Below are 21198 nucleotides of genomic sequence, written 5' to 3' on the forward strand. Positions count from 1 at the left end.
CCGGGAACGGCCGGAGCGTCAGGGCTGCAGCACCAGCGCAGCCGCGCCGACGAGTCCCGCCTGGCCGCCGAGCCGGGCGGGCTCGACCCGCAGACCGTCCAAGTAGGACAGTCCACAGTGGTCGGCGAGGGTGTGGCGGATCGGGTCGAGCAACAGGTCGCCCGCCTGCGCCACACCGCCTCCGACCACCGCCAGGTCCAGGTCGCACACCGCCGCCGTCGCCGCGATGGCCAGCCCCACCGCGCGCCCGGCCCGTTCGAACGCCGCCTTCGGCAGGTCCTCGCCCGACAGCGCCGCCGCCGCGAGGTGCGCCGCGTCCGCGTTCTCCGGCCCCTGCCAGCCCTGCCGCCGCGCCCACGCCACCATCCGCGGCCCACCGGCCACGGTCTCCGCGCAGCCGCGCCCACCGCAGGTGCAGGGTTCACCGTCCGGTTCGACGACCACGTGCCCGACGTGCCCGGCGTTGCCGGTGCGCCCGCCGAACGGCCGTCCGCCCAGCACCAGCCCACCGCCGACCCCGGTCGACACGACCAGCCCGACCATGAACCGGCTGCCCTGGCCCGCGCCCAGCCAGTGCTCGCCCAACGCCATGCACGGCCCGTCGCCGGCCAGCTCCACCGGCACGCCCGGCAGCAGCGTCGACACCCGGTCGCGCAGCGGGAAGCCTTGCCACGCGGTGACGTTGATCGGGCTCGCGGTGCCCGCGACGGCGTCCACCGGTCCCGCGCACGCGATGCCGACGCCCGCGACCGTCTCGCCTTCGAGCACCTGCTCGACCACGTCCACGACCGCCTGCCAGGTCTGCTCGGCGTGCTCGGTGGGGGTCGCCACCCGCACCGCCCGCCGCAGCGCACCACTGCGGTCCACCAGCCCGCCGGCGATCTTGGTGCCGCCCACGTCCAATGCCAGCACCAAGTCCGTCACACGAGCACCCTAGGTCACGCCGAACCCGCGGCACCCGAACAGGTCGAGTCGGCGACGTGCACCCAGGGCGTCCCGCGCGGCTACCGCTTGAGCATCCGGGTGACACCGGCCGCGACCGTGGTGGCCAGCACCCAGCCGGTGACGATCAGCCCGGCCGCGATCCACTGCGAAGCGCCCCCGGTCTGCCAGCGGTTCTTGTTGCCCAGGTCCACGATCGGCACCACCAGGTCGATGGTGTACAGCCACGCGTTCCACGACAGCCGGTCGTCGGAGTTGATCACGTCCAGCGGTCCGGCGGCGGTGAACCAGATGCTGCCGAGCAGCCACGACACCACCAGCCACGCGAGCGCGCGCGCCGGCCGGTACCCGTAGCCCACCATGGACCGCTGGAGCCAGCTCCACAGCTGCACCAGCGGTCGCAGCCACTGCCGCCCCTCGGCCACCGCCCGGTACCGCAGCCGCTGCTTCTCCACCAGCACGGTCGCCGCGTGCTCGTCGTTGCCGCTCGCCCGCAGCATGTCGGCGAACTGGTCGTACGGCCCCGGCCGGTAGGTGCGCCGCATCGCCTGCCGCAGCCACCGCAGGCGGTGCCCGACCTGCTCGTCGTCGCGCAGGTCGATCGGGTGGCGCAGCGAGTCGTAGCGGAACTCCTCCAGGTCGATCCACCCGGTGGCCGACCAGAACGCCTCGTTGTCGTCCAACGACGTGCAGCGCACCTGGCGCAGCGTCACGTCGCCGCGCGGCGGGGTGATCGGGGTGAGCACCAGTTCCTGCACCTGCATCCCGAGCAGGTTGAGGGCGTGGCTGTCCAGCTTGTCGCCGAGCACCGCGCCCGCGAAGTTCGCCATCCGGCCGATCTGCGCCCGCCGCGCCCGCACGCCGCCGTGCGCCACGAACTCCTTCGCGCCGCGCGCGCAGATCAGGTCGCGGCCGAGCACCGCGCCGCCGATGTCCAGCGACGGCTTGCCCGCCGACAGGTGCCGGTAGCGGCCGGGCCGGGTCAGCCTGCTGCCGCGCAGGTCCAGGTTCGCCCCGATGCGGACCCCGCGCAGCTGCAGCCCGCCCGCCACCTCCACCTCGCGCAGGGTGAGGTTGCTGCCGATCTGCGAGCGGTTGCCGAGCACGGCGTCCGCGTCCGGGTTGTCCACGGTGGACCCGTCGAGCCCGAGGCTGCCCTTGACCCGGAGGTCCACCATCCGCACCTGGCCGCGCACGCGGGCCTGCCGCCCGACGATGTCGCCGCCGACCTGCGCGCCGTCCAGGTGCAGCGCCCGCCCGTAGCCGATGGGGTCGCTGCCGGAAGGCGCGCGCAGCGCGTCGAACCGCCCGCCGGACAGCGAGAGCGTGCCGCCGAGCGTGGCGTTGACCATCCGGACCGTGCCCGTGCTGGTGAAGCCCCGGTCCAGGTGCACGTCGCCGGTGATCGCGACGCGGTCCAGCACGACGGTGGACGACGGGTCGGCGTGCGGGTCCAGCGCGGCTTCCCCGTCCTGCCGCGCGTCCGTCAGCACGGCTCCGCGCAGCGTCAGCTCCGACTCGACCCGGACGCTGGCCAGCAGCACCGTCCCGCGGATCACCGAGTCGTTCAGCAGCAGACTGCCGCCGACGTGGGCGTTCGTGGCCCGCACCGCGTAGCCCGCCGGGTTGTCCAACGTGCCGCCCGCGAAGTTGCAGTAGCCGCCGACCTGCGCGCTGGCCAGCCGCAACTCGCCCACCACCGACACCCGCTGCGCCAGCAGCGCGCCCGCCAGCTTCACCCGGTCCGCCTGCACGGCCACCCCGCCCGGCACCCGCAACGTGCTGTCCCGCAACGACAGCGAGGCGGCGATGTCCGCGTCGGTGAGGTCCACCACGCCCTCCACCGTGCTGCCCGCCAGCGACACCTCGTTGGCGCTGCCGAGGTTGCGCGCGAGCAGGCCCGGCAGCCAGCAGTCCGCGAACTCCACCCCGGCGAGCTTGCCCTGCCGCAGGTCCGGCGGCTCCTCGAACCGGCAGCGGACGAACTCCAGCAGGTAGTTCAGCTCCACCGCGCGCAGGTCCAGCGGCCCGGTCAGGTACTTGTCCGCCACCCGGATCACCGGTGGCACGTTCGGCTTGCGCCGGGGCAGCAGCCGACCGCCGTCGACCTCGCCCAGCCCGCGCAGCACGTCCGCCGCAGGCATCCGGTGGGTGCGCGGCGGGCTGGGGTCGAACACGTCCAGCCCGCGCGCCCCCGTCTCGGTCATGTGATCGACAATGGGGGTTGGCACGCCGCGCCCGCAAGGCAATCCGGCAAAACACCGCCCCACCCGCCCGGAACTTCCCCGAGCGCGCCAGGGTCAGGTGCTCGGCCCCTGGTGGGTCGGGTCCAGCACGCGCGCCAGGAACGACTGCGTCCGCTCGTGCTGCGGCTCACCGATGACCTGCGCGGCCGGGCCTTCCTCCACGACGTACCCGCCGTCCATGAACAGCACCCGGTCGGCCACCTCGCGCGCGAACTGCATCTCGTGCGTCACCACCAGCATCGTCATGCCCTCGTCGGCCAACTGCCGCATCACCCCCAGCACGTCCCCCACCAGCTCGGGGTCCAGCGCCGAGGTCGGCTCGTCGAACAACATCACCGAGGGGTCCATGGACAGCGCCCGCGCGATCGCCACCCGCTGCTGCTGCCCGCCGGACAGCTGCGCCGGCATGGCGTTCACCTTCTCCGACAACCCGACCCGTTCGAGGTTGCGCAGCGCGACCTGCTGCGCCTCCGCCGGCGAGCGCCCGAGCACCTTGCGCTGCGCGACGGTCAGGTTGTTCAGCACGCTCATGTGCGAGAACAGGTTGAACGACTGGAACACCATGCCGATGCTGGTGCGCGCGAGGTCGATGTCCACGTCCGGGTCGGTCAGCTCGACCCCGTTGACCACGATCTTCCCGCCGGACGGCTCCTCCAGCAGGTTCACGCACCGCAGCAGCGTCGACTTGCCCGAGCCGGACGGCCCGATGATGCACACGACGTCACCGCGCCGCACCGACACGTCGATGCCCTTGAGCACCTCCAACGACCCGAACGACTTCTTCAGCCCGGTTACCTCGACCGCGACGTCAGACACCACTACACCCCCGTCGATTCCGGCGTGTCGATCTTCCGGCCGCCGGTGCGTCGCTCCAGGTACCGCGAGAGCTGGCCGAGCGGCAGCGTGATGATCAGGTAGCACAGGCCGGCGACCAGCAGCGGGGTCAGCGAGGGCGACCGGCTCAGCGTCTCCCGGCCGAACTTCGTCAACTCGTAGTCCAGCGCGGTCAGACCGACCACGCTGATCAGCGAGGAGTCCTTGATGAGCATGATCAGCTCGTTGGTCAGCGGGGGCAGCACGATCCGGAAGGCCTGCGGGATGGTCACCGTGAGCAGCGTGCGCCCCTGCGACATGCCCAGCGATCGAGCCGCCTCGATCTGCCCCTTCGGCACCGCCTTGATCCCGGCCCGGATCGTCTCGGCGATGTACGCGCTGCCGACGATGCCGAGCGCGAGGCCGGCCGTCGAGTTGATGTCGAACTTCAGCCCGAACGCGAGCGGCACCGCCACGCTCAGCGCGACGAACACCAGCAGCGCGGGCACCCCGCGGAAGAACTCAATGTAGATCGTGGCGATCCACCGCCACGGCGCCACCGGGGACAGCTTCATCAGCGCCAGGAGCAGCCCGAGCGTGAGCCCGATCGCGAACCCGAAGGTGCTGTAGACGATCGTGTTCACCAGCGCGGTCGTGATGACCGTGGGGAACATCGCGACCGCGGTGTCGACGTCGAAGAACGAACGTCGGATGTCGCCCCAGTCGGCGAAGACCGCGACCAGCAGGACGATCACGATCAGCAGGGCGTACTGCGCGCGGCGGAAGGCGATCGCCCTCCGCCGTTTCGACATGGCCATCTCGGCGCTCCTCGCAAGAGGGTTCGGACAAGGACGGGGCCGGTGCCCGTGAGCACCGGCCCCGTGGTCAACCGGTCACTTCTTCTCCGGCTTCTTGTTGAACCACTTCTCGTAGATCTTGTCGTACTCGCCGCTGTCCTTGGCCTTCTTCAACACCTCGTTGACCTTGGCCTGGAGCGCGGTGTTGCCCTTCTTCATGCCGATGCCGTAGCTCTCGCCGGTGTCGAACTCCCGGGTCACCTCGGTGTCCGGGAACTCCTTGACGTAGTCGTAGAGCACGCCGTTGTCGTTGATGGCCGCGTCCACCGCGCCGGTGCGCACGGCGGTCTCCAGCAGCGGCAGGTCCTCGAACTCCACGACCGTGTAACCGTGGGTCGCCGCGTTCTTGGTCCCGTACTCCTCACCGGTGGTGTCCTGCTGGACGCCCAGGCGCTTGCCCTTGAGGTCGGGCAGGTCCTTGATCCCGGAGTCCTTCTTCACCAGCAGCGCCTGCGAGGCGTCGAAGTACGGGTCGGAGAAGTCGATCGCCTTCTTCCGGTCCTCGTTGATCGTCATGCCGGCCGCCGCGAGGTCGCAGTCGCCGGTGGTGAAGACCGTGCCGGAGGTGATGTTCTCGAACGGCGTGTCGAAGATTTCCTGCGTGACGTTCAGTTCCTTGGCCACGAGGTTGACCAGGTCGACGTCGAAGCCGACCGTCTTGTCACCCTCGCTGTACTGGAACGGCTTGTAGGACAGGTGGGTGCAGGTGACCAGCTTGCCGCTCTTGACCAGGGTGATGCCCGACCCGCTGTCCTGCGAGCCGGTGTTGACCTTGGTCGCGCACGCCGTCACCGCCAGCGCGAGCGCGGGCAGCAGGGCGAGCACAGCGTGCCTGGTACGACGGGCCACGGCGTCACTCCTCGTAACAGTGTCGGTCGAGTGTTCGGCATACTGCCACTTGGGTGACGTGGTGCACAGCACGTCAGTGTTACAGCCCGAAGTGGCGCGCGAATCTTGCGTCACATGAGGTTCCTGGACGCAAGATGTTCAGCGGTTTGGGCTAAATCACACAATAGATGCACCGAGAGCGCCCGTTTGGCGACGATCTGTCAACAGGCTGGCGACCAGCGCCGTCCAGCCGGTCTGGTGCGTCGCGCCCAGGCCCTCGCCGGTGTCGCCGTCGAAGTACTCGCTGAAGGTGACGTGCTCCCGCCACAGCGTCGAATCGGTCGACTCGATCCGCTTGCCGTCGGCCGGCCGCCGCCCGTCGTGGTCCGGCAGGAACAGCGACACCAGCCGCCTGACCAGCTCGTCCGCCGCCCGGCCGGCCGTCACGTGGCGCTGCGAGCGGGTGGGTAGTTCCACGTGGAACCGACCGCCGTGGAACGACTCGACCGTCCGCAGGGCCTCTACCAGCAGGGCGTTGGTGGGGAACCAGACCGGGCCGCGCCAGTTCGAGTTGCCGCCGAACATCGGCGTGCGGGACTCGCCCGGCTCGTAGCCCATCCGGTGCTCCTGGTCGGCCACGTGGACCTCCAGGCCCTCCCGGTGCGCGGCGGACAGGCTGCGGATGCCGTGCGGGGACAGGAACTCGCCCTCGTCCAGCATCCGGCGCAGCACGCGGCGCAGCTTGCCGTCGTCCAGCAGGGACAGCAGCACGCGGCCGTCCCGCCTGCTCAGGAACTGCCCCAGCTCGGGGCGGCGGGCCAGCAGGTGCTCCAACCGCCGCGCGAAGCCGGGCAGCTCCTCGAACACCCACGGCTCCAGCACCGCGCACGCCAGCACCGGGATCAGCCCGACCATCGACCGCACCCGCACCGGCTGCGACTCGACCGTGCCGTCCGGCAGCCGGCGCGAGACCACGTCGTAGCAGAAGCCGTCCGTCTCGTCCCAGATCCCGCGCCCGCCGGAACCGAACCGGGTGGACGCCTCGGCGATGCTCAGGAAGTGCTCCACGAACTTCGTGGCCACGTCCTCGTACGACTCGTCGTGCCGCGCCAGCTCCAGCGCCATCCGCATCAGGTGCAGGCTGTACGCGGCCATCCAGGAGGTCGCGTCGGACTGCTCCAGCCGCCACTGGCCGAGCATCGGCTCCGACCGGTTGACCGGGCCGATGTTGTCCATGCCGAGGAACCCGCCCTCGAACAGGTAGCTGCCGTCGGCGTCCTTGCGGTTGACCCACCAGGAGAAGTTGAGCAGCAGCTTGTGGAAGACCTTCGCCAGGAACTTCCGGTCCGGGTCGATCTGGAACACCTGCAACGCGGCCCACGCGTGCACCGGCGGGTTGACGTCGCCGAACTCCCACTCGTAGGCGGGCAGCTGGCCGTTGGGGTGCATCAGCCACTCCCGGCACAGCAGCAGCAGCTGCTCCTTGGCGAACGCCGGGTCCACCATCGCGAACGGCACGGTGTGGAACGCCAGGTCCCACGCGGCGAACCAGGGGTACTCCCACTCGTCCGGCATGGAGATCACGTCGGCCACGTCGAAGTGCCGCCAGTGCGCGTTGCGGGCGTGCGGGCTCTGCCGCGACTTGGGCGCGGCGGGCTGCGCCGGGTCGCCGTCCAGCCACTCCCTGGTGCGGAACCGGTAGTGCTGCTTGGTCCACATCAGGCCCGCGAGCGCGCGGCGGACCACCTTGGCGCGCAACGGGTCCAGGTCCGTGCGGTGGAACGCGTCGGCTTCCGCGAGCCGGTCCTCCACGGTGGCCTGGAACGTCGGGCCGAACGCGTCGACGTGCCCGTCGCCCTCGACCAGCCTGAGCCGCACGGTGACCGACTCGCCGGGCTCCACCGGGTCGAACGAGTACCAGGCGGCGGCCTTCGTGCCCGGCGCGCTCTCGTCGTCCGGTCCGGTGACCTGGCAGGCGGTGCTGTCGTTGCGGACCACGTACCGGTCGATGCCGTCCTTGGTGAACCGGGTGGGGTTCTCCTCGGCCCCGAACAGCTCGACCTCGTTCGTCTCGTTGTCGGTGACCAGGAGCGTCGGCGTGCCTTCGACGTGCAGCGTGTACCGGCCCAGCGCGCCGTGCTCGGCGGTGATCCGCCGCCACCCGTCCCGGGACGACGCGGTCAGCCGCGGCTTGCGGTCGTCGCGCCCCCACGCCCACGTGTTGCGGAACCAGAACTGGGGCAGCAGGTGCAGCGGAGCCGGGTCCGGGCCGTGGTTGGTGGCGGTCAGCTCGACGCAGATGTCGGTGGGCGCGGCCTTGGCGTAGGTGACCTGGACGTCGAAGAACCGGTTCTCCTCCAGCACGCCCGTGTCGGACAGCTCCGGCTCACGGGCCTGCCGCCCGGCCCGGACCGCCATCTCGCGCAGCTCGCGGTACGGGAACTCGGCCTGCGGGTACCGGTAGACGACCTGCATCCACGAGTGCGTGGGCGTGCCGTCGGTCACCCACCAGTGCTCCTTGACGTCCTCGCCGTGGTTGCCCTCGTCGTTGGTCAGCCCGAAGTACCGCTCCTTGAGGATCGGGTCGCGGCCGTTCCACAGCGCGAGCCCGAGGTTGAGGAACCCGTGCACGTCGCAGATGCCCGCGATGCCGTCCTCGCCCCACCGGTAGGCCCGCGCCCGGGCGTGCCCGAACGGGAACGACCGCCAGGCGTCACCGCCCGCGGAGTAGTCCTCGCGAACCGTGCCCCACTGCCGTCCGGCCAGGTAGGGCCCCCACAGGCGCCAGGGCGAGGTCGGGGAGGCGGCCTCGCCCAACCGCGCCCGCTCAGCCTGCTGCCGATGCTCGTTCACCGGGCCAGTGTGCGGCATCGATCCAGTAAACCGGTTACCGACGGGTTAGGGTCACACGTTCACCCACGGGTCGTGGACCATGTCCCCTCATGGCTGACCGGCGGAGGCCCTGGCGTGACGGCGGTGACAGCCGTGAACGCGTGCTCGCGGACCTGGTGGCGGACGCGCTGGCGGATCGGAAGGTCCGGTCGGCGCTGGGACCGGCCGACCTGACCGCCGAGGACCTGGTCGAAGCGGTGCACGAGTCGCAGGCCTCGGTGTTCGCGGCGGCCGCGGACCTGGAGGACACCTACCGGCGCAAGGCCGTGCCGATGTCGCCCGGGGCCACGCGGAGCCTGAACAGGACCTTCGCGGCCTGGTTCGGCGGCTTTCCCCTGGTGCTCGCCTTCGTGCTGCTCGCCGCGCTGGCATCGACGCTCGGGCTCGTCGACTCTTCGCTGGACCTCGACTCGGTGCGGCCGATGGTGGCCCTGGTGTCGGCCCTCTTCGTGGTGGTCGTGGTCGCCGGGGTGCCGTTGGGCAAGCTGTCCTGGGGCATGGGCGCGGTGCTGGTGCCGATCCCGCTGGCCGCGATCCCCGCGGCGATCCTCTCCTCTTCCTGGGCACTGGCGGTCGCGGCGGTGGTGGCCGTCGTCATCGCCCTGGTGACCTCCGGGTTCACGTCCTGGATCCTCTTCACGTTGGCGTCGGATTCGTCGAGAGAGGCGACGGACGCCTTCCAGGCCTGGCTGGACGTGCTGCGGCGGGACGGTGTGCTGCCGGTCCTGTACGCCCGGATCAACGAGGCGACCGAGGCGGTCTACTCGACCACGCTGTCCGTGCGCGAGGCGTCGGCGCTGCGGAGTGCGGACCGCCTGCGGATGCACGTGCCGACGCCCGCCGGCGTGGAGCTGACCAGGCTGGTCGCCCAACTGGGCGGGGGCAGCTTCGCCGTCGCGGGCGCGCGCGGGGCGGGCAAGACCGACCTGCTCCGGGCGTTCTGCGCGGGCCGCTACCGCGAACCGGACCGGTTGCCGGACCTCGCGGTGCTGGTGTCCGCGCCGGTCGACTACGTCCCGCAGGAGTTCGTGCTGCACCTGTTCGCGGAGACGTGCCAGGCGGTGATCGGCCACCTGTCCGCGGCGGAGCCGGTCCGGGGCGTCTCCCGGCTGCGCCGCAAGGTCGCACCGCCCCGGCTGGTGGCGGCGGCGCGGGAGAACCTGGTGCTGCTCAACTACGTCCGCTCGCACACCGACGAGATCGCCGGCAAGGGCGGGTTCAAGGGCTTCGAGCTCAGCGGCAAGCGGGCGGTCACCCTGGCCGGGCGCCCGCTCAACCACCCCGAGCTGGTCAAGCGGTTCCGGGAGTTCCTCGCGCTGGCCGTCGCCGAGTCGGCCGCCCGCGGCGAGCGGGCCGGCCAACCACCCGGACGGGTGATCATCGCCATCGACGAACTGGACCGGATCGGCGTCGGCGACCCGGCCCGCCGGTTCCTCAACGAGATCAAAGCGGTGTTCGACGTCGCCGGCTGCCACTACCTGGTGTCCGTCTCCACCGAGGCCCAGCACGACTTCGAGCTGTCCGGACTGGGTCTGCGCAGCGTGTTCGACAGCTCGTTCGACGAGGTGGTCCGGGTCGACTACCTGGACTTCGAGTACGCCCGGAAGCTGCTCCGCCGGTACGTCCTGGGCCTGTCCGAGCAGTTCCTCGCGCTCGCCTACGTGCTGTCCGGCGGCCTGGCGCGGCAACTCGTCCGGGTCACCCGCGCCATCGTGGACGCGGGTCGCGGGCAGCCGGGGCGGTCCATCGAGGAGGTGGTCCGGGCCATCGTCCAGGCCGAGCTGACGAGGGCCTGCCAGACCACCGCCGACGCGCTGGCCACGGTCGACGACCGCGACGGCGTGACCGCGCTGCTGCGCCTGCTGGACGAACGACCGACCGAGCCCAGGGGCTACGGCGAACGCGTCCTGCACACCTACGACGGCCACTCCGAGCAGGTCCGGAGGCTGCGGGACGCGGTGGGCGTCCGGGTGTGCTTCCTGGAGACGGTCCGCGACATCTTCACCGACGACCTGGACGAGCGGCGGACGCGGGAGATCGACTTCGACCTGATCGCCCGCGCCCGCCGGTACGTGGGGAGCAACCCCGTCGCCGGGCTCGGGCTGCTCAACGACATCCGCACGACCCGGGGCCTGGACCCGATCGCGCTGCGGTGACCCGCGGCCCGGACCCGGCCACCCTGAGGTGAACCGGATCCGGCCGGGGTCGTCAGCGCCGGATATTCAGTGCCGGATATTCAGCGCCGGGTGTCAGTGCCGGAAATCAGTGCCGGAAATCAGCGCCGGGTGTGCGCGTCCAGCACCACGGCCACGCCCTCGGTGATGCGCGCGGCGTGCGCCAGGTGCAGCCACTCGTCCGGCACGTGGCAGTTGCTGTCCGGCCCGACCGCACCGGTGACCAGGAACTGCGCGTCCGGGTACGCCTCGTGCAGCAGACCCATGAACGGGATCGAGCCGCCCAGCGACACGGTCCGCCACGGCGCGCCGAACACCTCCTCGCCCACCTGGTCCAGGGCGTCCCGCAGCCACGGCGCGAGGTCGGGCGCGTTCCAGCCGTCGGCGTTCTCGACCCTGCTCAGCTCGACCACGGCGCCGTAGGGCACGTCGGTGGTCAGCAGCTTCCGCACGGTCTCGACCGCCGCCTTCGAGTCGGCCGTCGGCGGCAGCCGGAAGCTCAGCACGAGCGCGGTGAACGGGCGCAGCACGTTGCCGGCGTCCTCCGGGGCGGGCAGGCCGTCCGCGCCGGTGATGGACAGCGTCGGCCGCCACCCGGCGTTGAGCGCCAGCTCCACCTCGTCGTCGGTGACCGGCCGCACGCCCGGCGCCCACGGCACGGAGCCGACCTGAACGCCCGGCGCGCTGGCGATGGCCTCGCGCGCCTCGGTGATCCGGTTCTCCGGCACGTCCACGTGCATCTCGCGGATCAACACCTCGCCGGTGGCGGAGTCCTCCAGCCGGTCCAGCAGCTGCCGCGCGATCCGGAACGAGCTCGGCACGATCCCGCTCGCCATGCCCGAGTGCAGCCCGCTCTCCAGCACCCGCACGGTCATGTTGGCCTGCGCCAGCCCGCGCAGCGAGGTGGTCAGCCACATCCGTTCGTAGTCGTTGCCGCCCGAGTCCAGGCACACCACCAGCGACACGTCGCCGAGCCGCGGCCGCAGGTGCTCCAGGTAGGCGGGCAGGTCCGGGCTGCCGGACTCCTCGCCGGTCTCCAGCAGCACGACGCACCGGGCGTGCTCGCCACCGGCCGCGCGCACGGCCTCGATCGCGGCGATGGCCGCGTACCCGGAGTAGCAGTCGTCGGCGGAGCCCCGACCGTAGAGCCGCCCGTCGCGCACGACCGGCGTCCACGGGCCCAGGCCCTCCGACCAGTTCGCCACCGGCGGCTGCTTGTCCAGGTGGCCGTAGAGCAGCACGGTGTCGTCGCCGGTCGTGCCGGGCACGTCGACCAGCAGCAGCGGCGTGCGCTCGGGCAGCTGGACGACCTCGATCGCGACGCCGGGCAGGTCGCGGGTGGCGAGCCAGGCGCGCACGTGCTCGATCGCGGCGGCGAGGTGGCCGTGCTCGACCCACGCGGGGTCGAACGCCGGCGAGATCGCGGGCACCGCGACCAGATCGGACAGGCTGGGGAGGATGTCGTCATCCCAGAGCCCACGGACGGTACGGGTCAGCACGGATCGGTCCACGAACCCGATCCTGTCACGGCTTCGGGTCGTACCGGGGTGTGGACAAGGGCAGTGCCCGCGAAGGTCGGACGTCCACGGGTGCCGGCAGCGGCGGCGCGGCCAACTGGCGAGGTCGCGCGCGGGCGAAATGCCCAACGCGGTGTGGCCGGTGGCGTACGGAACGTTGTTAACGATCGGTAACCGGGACGGTTACGTTCGTTGTCCGAACGCCCTACTCGGACGGCCGAAGATTGGCCGTCCGAACGTTGTGCCTGTTCAGGGCGGTGCGCCTGCGATTACAAACTGGGACAGGACTCACCATCCCGGGTGAGCGCGTGTCAGGATGTGGATGAGAACACCGTCAGCGCCGACGGTTGTCCGGCCTCCCTCACCAGGGTGGCGGCGACTGGCGGTGCCGCCGCGCATGGTCGTCACGAGCGACTGGGCGGCCTCGTAGACGAGGAGTAAGGCGCAATGTCGTCCCCTGAGAAATGGACGCACCCCGGGCCGGACGGTCCACCGGCGACCGCCGCCGCACCGACCGCTGAACAGGTGATCGCAGGCTTGAAGGCGACCGACGAGGGTGGCGCCGACCTGGTGCAACTGCTCACCCCCGAGGGCGAGCGGGTCCAGCACCCGGACTTCGACATCGACATCTCCGCCGAGGAGCTGCGCGGCCTGTACCGGGACATGGTCCTGGTCCGCCGGGCCGACCGCGAGGCGAACGCGCTCCAGCGCAAGGGCGAGCTGGGCCTGTGGGTGCCGCTGCTCGGCCAGGAGGCCGCGCAGATCGGCGCGGGCCGGGCGCTGCGACCGATGGACATGGCGTTCCCCAGCTACCGCGAGCACGGCGTGGCCTGGTGCCGGGGCATCCAGCCGACCGAGATCCTGGGCATGTTCCGGGGCACCGACAACGGCTCGTGGGATCCGGTGGAGCACCGCTTCCACCCGTACACGATCGTCATCGGCAACCAGGTGCTCAACGCCGCCGGCTACGCCATGGGCCAGAAGTTCGACGGCAAGGTGGGCGACGACGCCGACAGCGAAGCCACCATGTGCTTCTTCGGCGACGGTGCGACCAGCCAGGGTGACGTGCACGAGGGCTTCGTCTGGGCGGCGGTGTACGACGCGCCCCTCGTCTTCTTCTGCCAGAACAACCAGTGGGCCATCTCCGAGCCCACCGAGCGCCAGTCCCGGCTGCCGCTGTACCAGCGGGCCCGCGGCTACGGCTTCCCCGGCATCCGGGTCGACGGCAACGACGTGCTGGCCACCCTCGCGGTCAGCCGCTGGGCGCTGGAGGAGTGCCGGCAGGGCAACGGCCCGATCCTGATCGAGGCCTTCACCTACCGGATGGACGCGCACACCACGTCCGACGACCCGTCCCGCTACCGGCTCTCCGACGAGCTGGAGCTGTGGAAGCTCAAGGACCCGATCGAGCGGGTCAAGGTCTACCTGGTCAAGCAGCAGTGGGCGGACCACGCGTTCTTCGACTCGGTGGAGGCGGACGCCGAGCAGCTCGCGATCGGGATGCGGGACTACTGCGTCAACCTGCCCGACCCGCCCGCCGAGCGGATGTTCAGCCAGGTCTACGCCGAGGCCAACCCCGTGCTGGACGCCCAGCGCGACGAGTTCCTGGCCTACCACGCCGGTTTCGCGGGAGGTGAGCACTGATGGCTGCTCCGACGATGGACCCACTCACGTCCGCGACGCCGGCCGCCAAGCAGACGCTGACCGTCGCCAAGGCGATCAACAACGGCCTGCGCGCGGCGATGGAGGCCGACCCGAAGGTCCTCGTGATGGGCGAGGACGTCGGCAAGCTCGGCGGCGTCTTCCGGATCACCGACGGCCTGCAGAAGGACTTCGGCGAGCAGCGGGTGCTGGACACCCCGCTGTCGGAGTCCGGCATCATCGGCACGGCGGTGGGCCTGGCGATCCGCGGCTACCGGCCGGTGTGCGAGATCCAGTTCGAGGGCTTCATCTTCCCCGGCTTCGACCAGATCGTCAGCCAGGTCGCGAAGCTGCACTTCCGCACCCAGGGCCGGATCAAGCTGCCGATGGTGATCCGGGTGCCGTTCGGCGGCGGCATCGGCGCGGTCGAGCACCACTCCGAGTCGCCCGAGTCGTACTTCGCGCACACCGCCGGCCTGAAGGTCGTGGCGTGCTCGAACCCGGCCGACGCCTACTGGATGATCCAGCAGGCGATCGACTCCGACGACCCGGTGCTGTTCTTCGAGCCCAAGCGGCGCTACTACGAGAAGGGCGAGGTCGACACGACCGCCGCGCCCGCCCCGCTGTACTCGTCGCGCGTGCTGCGCACCGGCACGGACGCCACCCTGGTGACCTACGGCCCGATGGTCCGCACCTCCCTGGACGCCGCGGCGGCGGCCGAGGAGGAGGGCCGCTCGCTGGAGGTCGTCGACCTGCGTTCGCTGTCCCCGCTGGACCTGGGTCCGGTCTACGAGTCGGTGCGGCGCACCGGGCGGCTGGTCGTGGTGACCGAGGCGCCCAGCGAGTCCTCCATCTCCAGCGAGATCGCGGCCAAGGTGCAGCAGGAGTGCTTCTACTCCCTGGAAGCGCCGGTGCTGCGGGTGACCGGGTTCGACACGCCGTACCCGCCGTCGAAGCTGGAGGAGGATTTCCTCCCCGACCTCGACCGGGTGCTGCACGCCGTCGACCGCTCGCTGGCCTGGTAAGGGGAACGCAGGAATGCCGCAGTTCAGGAACTTCCCCCTGCCCGACACGGCGGAGGGGCTGACCGAGGCCGAGATCCTCACCTGGCACGTGGGACCGGGCGACACGGTCAAGGTCAACGACATCATCGTGGAGATCGAGACCGCCAAGGCGGCGGTCGAGCTGCCGTGCCCGTGGGACGGCGTGGTGACCGAGCTGCTGGCCCGGGTGGGCCAGACGGTCGAGGTCGGCGTGCCGATCATCACCATTGACGTGGACCCGTCGGGCACGGCGGCCCCGTCGGCGACGAACGGGACTCCGGCGTCCGGGAAGCCCGAGGACGACGGCCGGGTGGCCAACCTGGTCGGGTACGGGCCGAAGGCGAGCCCGGCGAAGCGACGTGCCCGCAAGGACGCCCCCGCCCCGGTCCCGGTGGCCGCCACGGCGGTCGCGTCCGCCCCACCCGCACCCGCGGTCGTGGAGCCGAAGCCCGTCGTGGCTCCGGCCGCCCCGGCCGCCGCCGCACCGACGGTCCCGGCACCCTCTGCGCCGGCGTCCACTGCACCGGCGTCCACGTCCGCGGGCGGCTACGTGCCGCTGGCCAAGCCCCCGGTCCGCAAGCTGGCCAAGGACTTGGGCGTGGACCTGCACGGCCTGTCCGGCAGCGGCCCCGGTGGCGTGATCACCCGCGAGGACGTGGAGCAGGCCCTCGCCGCACCGGAGGCGCCGAGTGCGCCTGCGGTGTCCGGTGTGGACAGCGCGGCGAGGGAGCGCCGGGTGCCCGTCAAGGGCGTCCGCAAGGCGACCGCGCAGGCGATGGTGGACAGCGCGTTCACCGCACCGCACGTCACGGAGTTCCTCACCGTCGACGTCACCCCGATGATGGAGCTCCGCGCCAGGCTCAAGGGCACGCCGCAGTTCCGCGACGTCAAGCTCACCCCGCTGGCGTTCGCGGCCAAGGCCGTCGTCCTGGCCACCCGCCGCACCCCCGACGTGAACGCGACGTGGGACGCGGCGGCCGGCGAGATCGTCTACAAGGACTACGTCCACCTGGGCATCGCCGCCGCCACGCCGCGAGGCCTGGTGGTGCCGAAGGTCCGCGACGCGAACCGCCTGTCGCTGCGCGAACTGGCCATCGCCCTCGACGACCTCGCCACGGTCGCGCGCAACGGCAAGACGTCCCCGGCGGACATGCTGAACGGCACCATCACCATCACCAACGTCGGCGTGTTCGGCGTCGACACCGGCACGCCCATCATCAACCCCGGCGAGTCCGCGATCCTCGCGTTCGGCGCGATCCGCGACATGCCGTGGGTGGTGGACGGCCAGGTGGTGCCGCGCAAGGTCTGCCAGCTGGCGCTGAGCTTCGACCACCGGGTGGTCGACGGCCAGCAGGGCTCGCAGTTCCTGGCCGACGTCGGCGCGCTGCTGGCCGACCCCGGCGTGGCGATGACGTACTGAGCTCAGTCCGTCGACGGGCCGGGGACCTGCGGGTGCCCGGCCCGTCGCATCGCCCGCAGCCCGGCGGCGAACCCCTCGGGTGACACGCCTTCCGTGCTCAGCCCGGCGTGGGCGGCCTCCACCAGGTCGGCCTCCAGCACGCAGTCCGCGAACCGGCCGCCGTCGGCGTCCAGCACGGCGTGGTTCAGCCGGCTGCCGGAGAACCGGATCGTGCTGTCCTCCGCGTCCGCGGACCGCAGGACCAGCTGGGACCTGGACCGGTTCGTCAGGCTGCCCGGCAGCACGTTGACCGCCGACAGGTCCAGCGTCGCCCGGCGCAGCTCGGCCCGTTCGAACGACAGCGCCACGTGGTGCGCCAGCAGCCACCGGAAGTCCAGCGTCGTGTCGCGGATGGCGGAGTCGGTGAAGTGGACCTTGGTGTCGGACAGGTTGGCGGCCGTGAAGTCGACCAGCTCCCCGGTGAACTCCGCGCCGCTGAAGTCCAGTTCGGCGCGTTGGGCCGTCACCTCGGCGAACGAGGTGCGCGTCGCGGTGAACCGCGCGCCCCGGAAGGTGGCGGTCCCGCGGAACTCCGCACCGGAGAAGTCGGTCAGGTCACCGTGGAAGACCGCCTTGTCGAACGTGATGGAGCCCGCGAACGACCGCCGGGACAGGTCCAGGTCCTCGAACTCGACACCCCGGAAGTCCAGCTCCAGTCCCGCCGAACGCCCCTCCTGGTCGAGCAGCGTGGTGATGATCGCCTGGCGCACCTCGCGCTCGGTGCGGTCGTCCTCCGGGTAGGGCGTGCGCAGGTACCCGCACAGCACGTCCACGCAGGTCTGCCGCTGGGCGCGCCAGTCGTCCGCGAGGCCCGCCATCGCGTACACCCCGGCCAGCCGCACGGCGAAGCTGTCGTGCCCGAGCTGCTCGGCGGCCCTGCCGTACCGCTCGTTGAAGTACTTCGTGCGCTCGCGGTCCTCCTGCCGGGTGGCGATCACGTGCGCGGCCTCGGACACCTGCTGCTTCCGGTAGGCGACCGCGAGCGCCACCACCGCGCCCAGGCCGCCGACCACCGCGAGCCCGATCTTCAGCAGGTCCAGCAGCTCGGTCGTGGTGAAGCTGGCACCCGACGGCAGCGAAGGCCGTCCCAGCAGCCAGAACAACCCGAAACCGGTGGCACCGGCCAGCACGGTCGCCAGCAGCAGCCACCGCGCCACCGCCCAGCCCATCGACCCCCGCGCGCCGTCCACCGCGCTGCGCCGCTTCGGCTCCTTCTCGACGGCCTGCCCGGACCACACCAGGAACGCGGCCCGCGCCAGCCGCCAGACCGCGAGCAGCGTCAGGAACGCGAACAGGACGGGCCAGTACGCGTCGATCAGTTCCCGCGCCTCGTGCACGACGGGACATGCTGCCCGATCATCGCGGTAATGGAGTTGAAGTTCCAGTAACTGGAGAGTCCAAGGTGGTCCCCGTGACGCACTACTCGATCGGCCAGCTGGCGCGGCTGACCGGCTTGTCCACCAGGACGATCCGGTTCTACTCCGACTCCGGTCTGATCCCCGTGGCGGGGCGGACGGTGGGCGGGTTCCGCACCTACGACGTCGACGGGTTGGCGCGGCTCAAGCTGGTGCGGACGTTGCGCGACCTGGGCGTGGACCTGCCCACGGCGCAACGCGTGCTGGCACGTGAGGTGTCCGTCGCCGAGGTGGCGCGGACGCACGCAGAAGCCATCGACGCGCAGTTGCGGACGCTCCGGTTGCGCCGGGCCGTGCTGCGGGTGGTGGCGCGCAACGGGGAGGTGGAGATGGTGCACGAGATGGCGCGGCTGTCGGAGGACGAGCGGCAGGCGATTCTGGACGACTTCTTCGACGAGGTGTTCGGCGGCCTGGACCTGGATCCGGACTTCCGCGACCGGATGCGCTCGGTCCGGGTGGAACTGCCCGACGACCCGACGCCCGAGCAGCTGGAGGCGTGGATCGAACTGGCGAACCTGGTGCGGGATCAGGACTTCCGCGCGTCCATCCGGCAGATGTCGGTGCGCCACCAGGAGATGCGCGCGGAGGGCGCGGACCTGTCCGGTGGCGGTGCGGAGCAGATGGAGGCGTTCCAGCACGCGATGGGCGCGGCACGGGCGGCGTTGGACGCGGGCATCGCCCCGACGTCGGACGAGGGGCGCCGGATCGTCGCCGAGGTCAACGAGCGGTGGAGCCGGGTCGTGGGCGTCCCGGTCGGTCCGGAACTGACCCGACAGCTGGAGCAGTTCGGCGACCCGCGGGCCGAGCGCTACTGGATGCTGCTGGCGACGATCAACGGCTGGCCCCCGGTGCCGGACACCAGCGCGGAACGGAAGTGGCTGGCCGAAGCCGGTCGCCAGGCCCGCACGAGGCAGAGCCGCTAGGCCCGCACGGGGCAGCCGCTAGGCCTGCACGAGGCAGAACGGGTGCCCCACCGGGTCGGCGAACACCGCCCACCTCTCGTACGAGTCGTCCAGCACGGAGCCACCCGACCGGAGGACCTCGGCCTTGCCCACGCCGAGGTCCTCCACCGCGATGTCCAGGTGGAACTGCTGCGGCTTGGCCGGATCCGGCCACGCGGGCGCCGAGTACTCCGCGACCCGCTGAAAAGCCAACACCCCGCCCCCGTGGTGCAACGTCGACCAGTCCGCGTCCAACGACCACTGCTGCCCCGGCCGATCGACCTCGCCGCCCAACAGGCCCCGGTAGAACTCGGCCAACGCCTTCGGCTCCGGGCAGTCCAGCACCACGCACTGCAAGGTCCCGATCATGCCCCGAAGCGTAGTCCGCCTCGGCGGGCCTGGTCGGCACAGCGACGAGCGGGGTCCTCCGCGCCCGAAGAACCCCGCCCGAAGAACCCCGCCCGACCCGCCACCGCCCGAGACGGCCCGGGAAGATCAGCTCACCTGATGTACATCCCCGAAATAGCCCGCGCCACGACCAACCGCTGGATCTCCGACGTCCCCTCGAAGATGGTGAAGATCTTCGCGTCACGGTGCATCCGCTCGACCGGGTGCTCACGCGTGTACCCCGCCCCGCCCAGGATGTGGATGGCGCGTTCGGTCGCCCACACCGACACCTCACCGGCCTTCAGCTTGGACATCGACCCCTCGCCGGCCGTGAACGGCACGTTGTTGCGCCCCATCCAGGCCGCGCGCCACACCAGCAGCCGCGAAGCGTCGATCTCCAGCTTCATGTTCGCCAGGTCGAACGCGATGGACTGGTTCTCGATGATCTTGCGGCCGAACGCCTCGCGGTCCTTCGCGTACTCCAGCGCGTACTCGTACGCCGCCCGCGCCACGCCCACCGCCATCGCGCCGACGGTCGGCCGCGTGGTCTCGAACGTCGCCATCGCCGCCTGGCCGCCGGCCTTCTGCCCCTCGCGGGCCCGTGCCAGCCGGTGGTCCAACTTCTCCTTGCCGCCCAGCAGGCAGCGCCCCGGCACGCGCACGTCGTCGAGGAACACGTCGGCCGTGTGCGACGCCCTCATGCCGTGCTTCTTGATCTTCCCCGGCGACGACAGGCCCGGCGTCCCCGGCGGCACGATGAAACCGGCCTGCCCGCGTGACCCCAGCGCCGGGTCGACCACGGCGGTGACGACGTGGACGTTCGCGATGCCGCCGTTGGTGGCCCACGCCTTCTGGCCGTTGATCACCCACTCGTCGGTCGCCTCGTCGTACACGGCGCGGGTGCGGTACCCGGCCACGTCGGAGCCCGCCTGCGGCTCGGAGGCGCAGAACGCGGCCAGCTTCGGGTCGTCCTCGGTGCCGAAGCACTCGGGCACCCACTCGGCCAGCTGCTCGGGCTCGCCGGACGCGAAGATGCCCGCCGCCGCCAGGCCGGTGCCCATCAGGGCCAGCGCGATGCCCGCGTCACCCCAGAACAGCTCCTCGGTGGCGATCGGCAGCGACAGGCCGATCGGGTCGGCGAACCAGGTGGCCAGCGCCTCGAAGCCGTACAGGCCGATCTTCGCGGCCTCCTGGATGACCGGCCACGGGGTCTCCTCCCGCTCGTCCCACTCGGCCGCGGCGGGGCGGATCACCCCCTCGGCGAAGCCGTGCACCCAGTTCCGCAGGTCTACCTGGTCCTCGTTCAGTTCCAGCGAAAAGCCGCCCATGTGGTCCTCACGCCTTCGGGATGTCGAAAAGGCTCATGAACCCCGCCGCGAAGCCGAGGTCCCCCTTGACCTTCAGCTTGCCGGTCATGAACAGCACGGGGGCGGACGCGTTGCCGGTGGCCAGCTTGAGGAACTCGACCGGGCCGAGCGTGACGGTCGCGCGCGACTCGCGGGTGGCGCCCTTGTTGATCGTGCAGGCGGCGTCCTCGATGACCGCCTCGTACACGTCGTGCCCGCCGTCGCCGAAGCCGCCGGAGAGCCGGAAGTGCACGACGGCGCGGGTGGCGCCCGCGCGGTCGGTGCGGAAGTGGACCTCCATGCGCCGGAACACCTCGTCCAGCACGCGCTCGCGGAGGCCGGCGCGGCCGGTGACGGCGTCGACCTGGTCCTTCGACGCGCGCGAGATGATGCGGGCGAAGTTCTGCGCGTCCATCTTGGCCAGGTCGAGGTCCGCGCCGGCGTCGGCCAGGTCGCCGAGCACGCCGAGGAGGTCGGCGAACTCGTCCTTGCCGAGCTTCTTGGGGTCGATGCCGCGCGCGATGACGTCGATGTCGACGTCCTTGAGCGCGGGGTCGGCCGGATCGACCCGCTGGAGCGTCGAGATCAGCTCTTGCGGGCCGAGTTTCGCGATCGCCTCGGCGGTGAGGTCGATGGTCATGGTGGCACCTCCGCTACCTACTCGCAGGTAAGACTACTGATGAGTAGGTAGACCGGC

16 protein-coding genes are annotated in these 21198 nt (G+C 71.3%); 5 read left to right on the top strand and 11 right to left on the bottom strand.

The genetic code is table 11. The features are described 5' to 3' along the window. Nucleotides 1-18: 18 nt before the first annotated feature. From FHS29_RS04875 to FHS29_RS04900, 6 genes are all read right to left on the bottom strand, one after another. Complete coding sequence (locus FHS29_RS04875; RefSeq protein ID WP_184688704.1) at nt 19-924, bottom strand: ROK family protein; 906 nt, start codon at nt 922-924, stop codon at nt 19-21. A gap of 80 nt (nt 925-1004) precedes the next feature. Beyond that, nucleotides 1005-3149 (bottom strand): translocation/assembly module TamB domain-containing protein, encoded by a 2145-nt coding sequence (locus FHS29_RS04880; protein WP_184688706.1) that lies wholly within the window; start codon nt 3147-3149, stop codon nt 1005-1007. A gap of 93 nt (nt 3150-3242) precedes the next feature. After that, on the bottom strand, nt 3243-4004 hold the full coding sequence (locus tag FHS29_RS04885) for an amino acid ABC transporter ATP-binding protein (RefSeq protein ID WP_184688708.1): 762 nt from the start codon (nt 4002-4004) through the stop codon (nt 3243-3245). Between the two features lie 2 nt (nt 4005-4006). Beyond that, the gene (locus tag FHS29_RS04890) at nt 4007-4819 is read right to left on the bottom strand and encodes an amino acid ABC transporter permease (protein WP_184688709.1); all 813 of its coding nucleotides are present in this window, start codon (nt 4817-4819) and stop codon (nt 4007-4009) included. Nucleotides 4820-4894: 75 nt separating this feature from the next. Further along, nucleotides 4895-5707 carry a transporter substrate-binding domain-containing protein gene (locus FHS29_RS04895; RefSeq protein WP_184688711.1) on the bottom strand — a complete coding sequence of 271 codons (813 nt, stop codon included), beginning with the start codon at nt 5705-5707 and terminating at the stop codon, nt 4895-4897. Between the two features lie 156 nt (nt 5708-5863). Beyond that, nucleotides 5864-8539, bottom strand: coding sequence for an MGH1-like glycoside hydrolase domain-containing protein (locus tag FHS29_RS04900; RefSeq protein WP_312864759.1), 2676 nt, complete (start codon nt 8537-8539; stop codon nt 5864-5866). Nucleotides 8540-8628: 89 nt separating this feature from the next. Here FHS29_RS04900 and FHS29_RS04905 point away from each other — a divergent pair, with 89 nt between their 5' ends. Beyond that, the gene (locus FHS29_RS04905; protein WP_184688714.1) at nt 8629-10734 is read left to right on the top strand and encodes a hypothetical protein; all 2106 of its coding nucleotides are present in this window, start codon (nt 8629-8631) and stop codon (nt 10732-10734) included. 119 nt (nt 10735-10853) lie between these two features. Here the strand turns inward: FHS29_RS04905 and FHS29_RS04910 are convergent, their stop codons facing one another. Next, on the bottom strand, nt 10854-12263 hold the full coding sequence (locus FHS29_RS04910) for a M20/M25/M40 family metallo-hydrolase (RefSeq protein WP_184688715.1): 1410 nt from the start codon (nt 12261-12263) through the stop codon (nt 10854-10856). Nucleotides 12264-12716: 453 nt separating this feature from the next. Between FHS29_RS04910 and pdhA the strand changes: the two genes are divergently transcribed. The 3 genes from pdhA to FHS29_RS04925 are packed head-to-tail and all read left to right on the top strand — an operon-like array spanning nt 12717 to nt 16373. After that, entirely contained in the window at nt 12717-13913 is a 1197-nt protein-coding gene (pdhA, locus tag FHS29_RS04915; RefSeq protein ID WP_184688717.1) for a pyruvate dehydrogenase (acetyl-transferring) E1 component subunit alpha, read from the top strand. Beyond that, nucleotides 13913-14935 carry an alpha-ketoacid dehydrogenase subunit beta gene (locus FHS29_RS04920; protein ID WP_184688719.1) on the top strand — a complete coding sequence of 341 codons (1023 nt, stop codon included), beginning with the start codon at nt 13913-13915 and terminating at the stop codon, nt 14933-14935. Before pdhA ends, FHS29_RS04920 begins: the two co-directional genes overlap by 1 nt. A 13-nt stretch (nt 14936-14948) precedes the next feature. Then, the gene (locus tag FHS29_RS04925) at nt 14949-16373 is read left to right on the top strand and encodes a dihydrolipoamide acetyltransferase family protein (RefSeq protein WP_184688721.1); all 1425 of its coding nucleotides are present in this window, start codon (nt 14949-14951) and stop codon (nt 16371-16373) included. A gap of 2 nt (nt 16374-16375) precedes the next feature. On the opposite strand, the gene FHS29_RS38055 is transcribed toward FHS29_RS04925, so the two are convergent. Then, nucleotides 16376-17749, bottom strand: a complete 1374-nt coding sequence (locus FHS29_RS38055) for a pentapeptide repeat-containing protein (protein ID WP_184688723.1) — start codon at nt 17747-17749, stop codon at nt 16376-16378. A gap of 74 nt (nt 17750-17823) precedes the next feature. Here FHS29_RS38055 and FHS29_RS04935 point away from each other — a divergent pair, with 74 nt between their 5' ends. Continuing rightward, nucleotides 17824-18750 (top strand): helix-turn-helix domain-containing protein, encoded by a 927-nt coding sequence (locus FHS29_RS04935; protein ID WP_312864760.1) that lies wholly within the window; start codon nt 17824-17826, stop codon nt 18748-18750. An 18-nt stretch (nt 18751-18768) separates the two neighbouring features. Here the strand turns inward: FHS29_RS04935 and FHS29_RS04940 are convergent, their stop codons facing one another. From FHS29_RS04940 to FHS29_RS04950, 3 genes are all read right to left on the bottom strand, one after another. Next, nucleotides 18769-19137 (bottom strand): VOC family protein, encoded by a 369-nt coding sequence (locus FHS29_RS04940; RefSeq protein WP_184688727.1) that lies wholly within the window; start codon nt 19135-19137, stop codon nt 18769-18771. A 131-nt stretch (nt 19138-19268) separates the two neighbouring features. Then, nucleotides 19269-20483 carry an acyl-CoA dehydrogenase family protein gene (locus tag FHS29_RS04945; RefSeq protein WP_184688729.1) on the bottom strand — a complete coding sequence of 405 codons (1215 nt, stop codon included), beginning with the start codon at nt 20481-20483 and terminating at the stop codon, nt 19269-19271. Between the two features lie 7 nt (nt 20484-20490). Further along, nucleotides 20491-21141: an SCP2 sterol-binding domain-containing protein gene (locus FHS29_RS04950; RefSeq protein WP_184688731.1), complete on the bottom strand. Its 651-nt coding sequence runs from the start codon at nt 21139-21141 to the stop codon at nt 20491-20493. Nucleotides 21142-21198 lie beyond the last annotated feature (57 nt).

It is taken from the genome of Saccharothrix tamanrassetensis (assembly GCF_014203665.1).
In the GTDB taxonomy this organism is placed as follows: Bacteria; Actinomycetota; Actinomycetes; order Mycobacteriales; family Pseudonocardiaceae; genus Actinosynnema; species Actinosynnema tamanrassetense.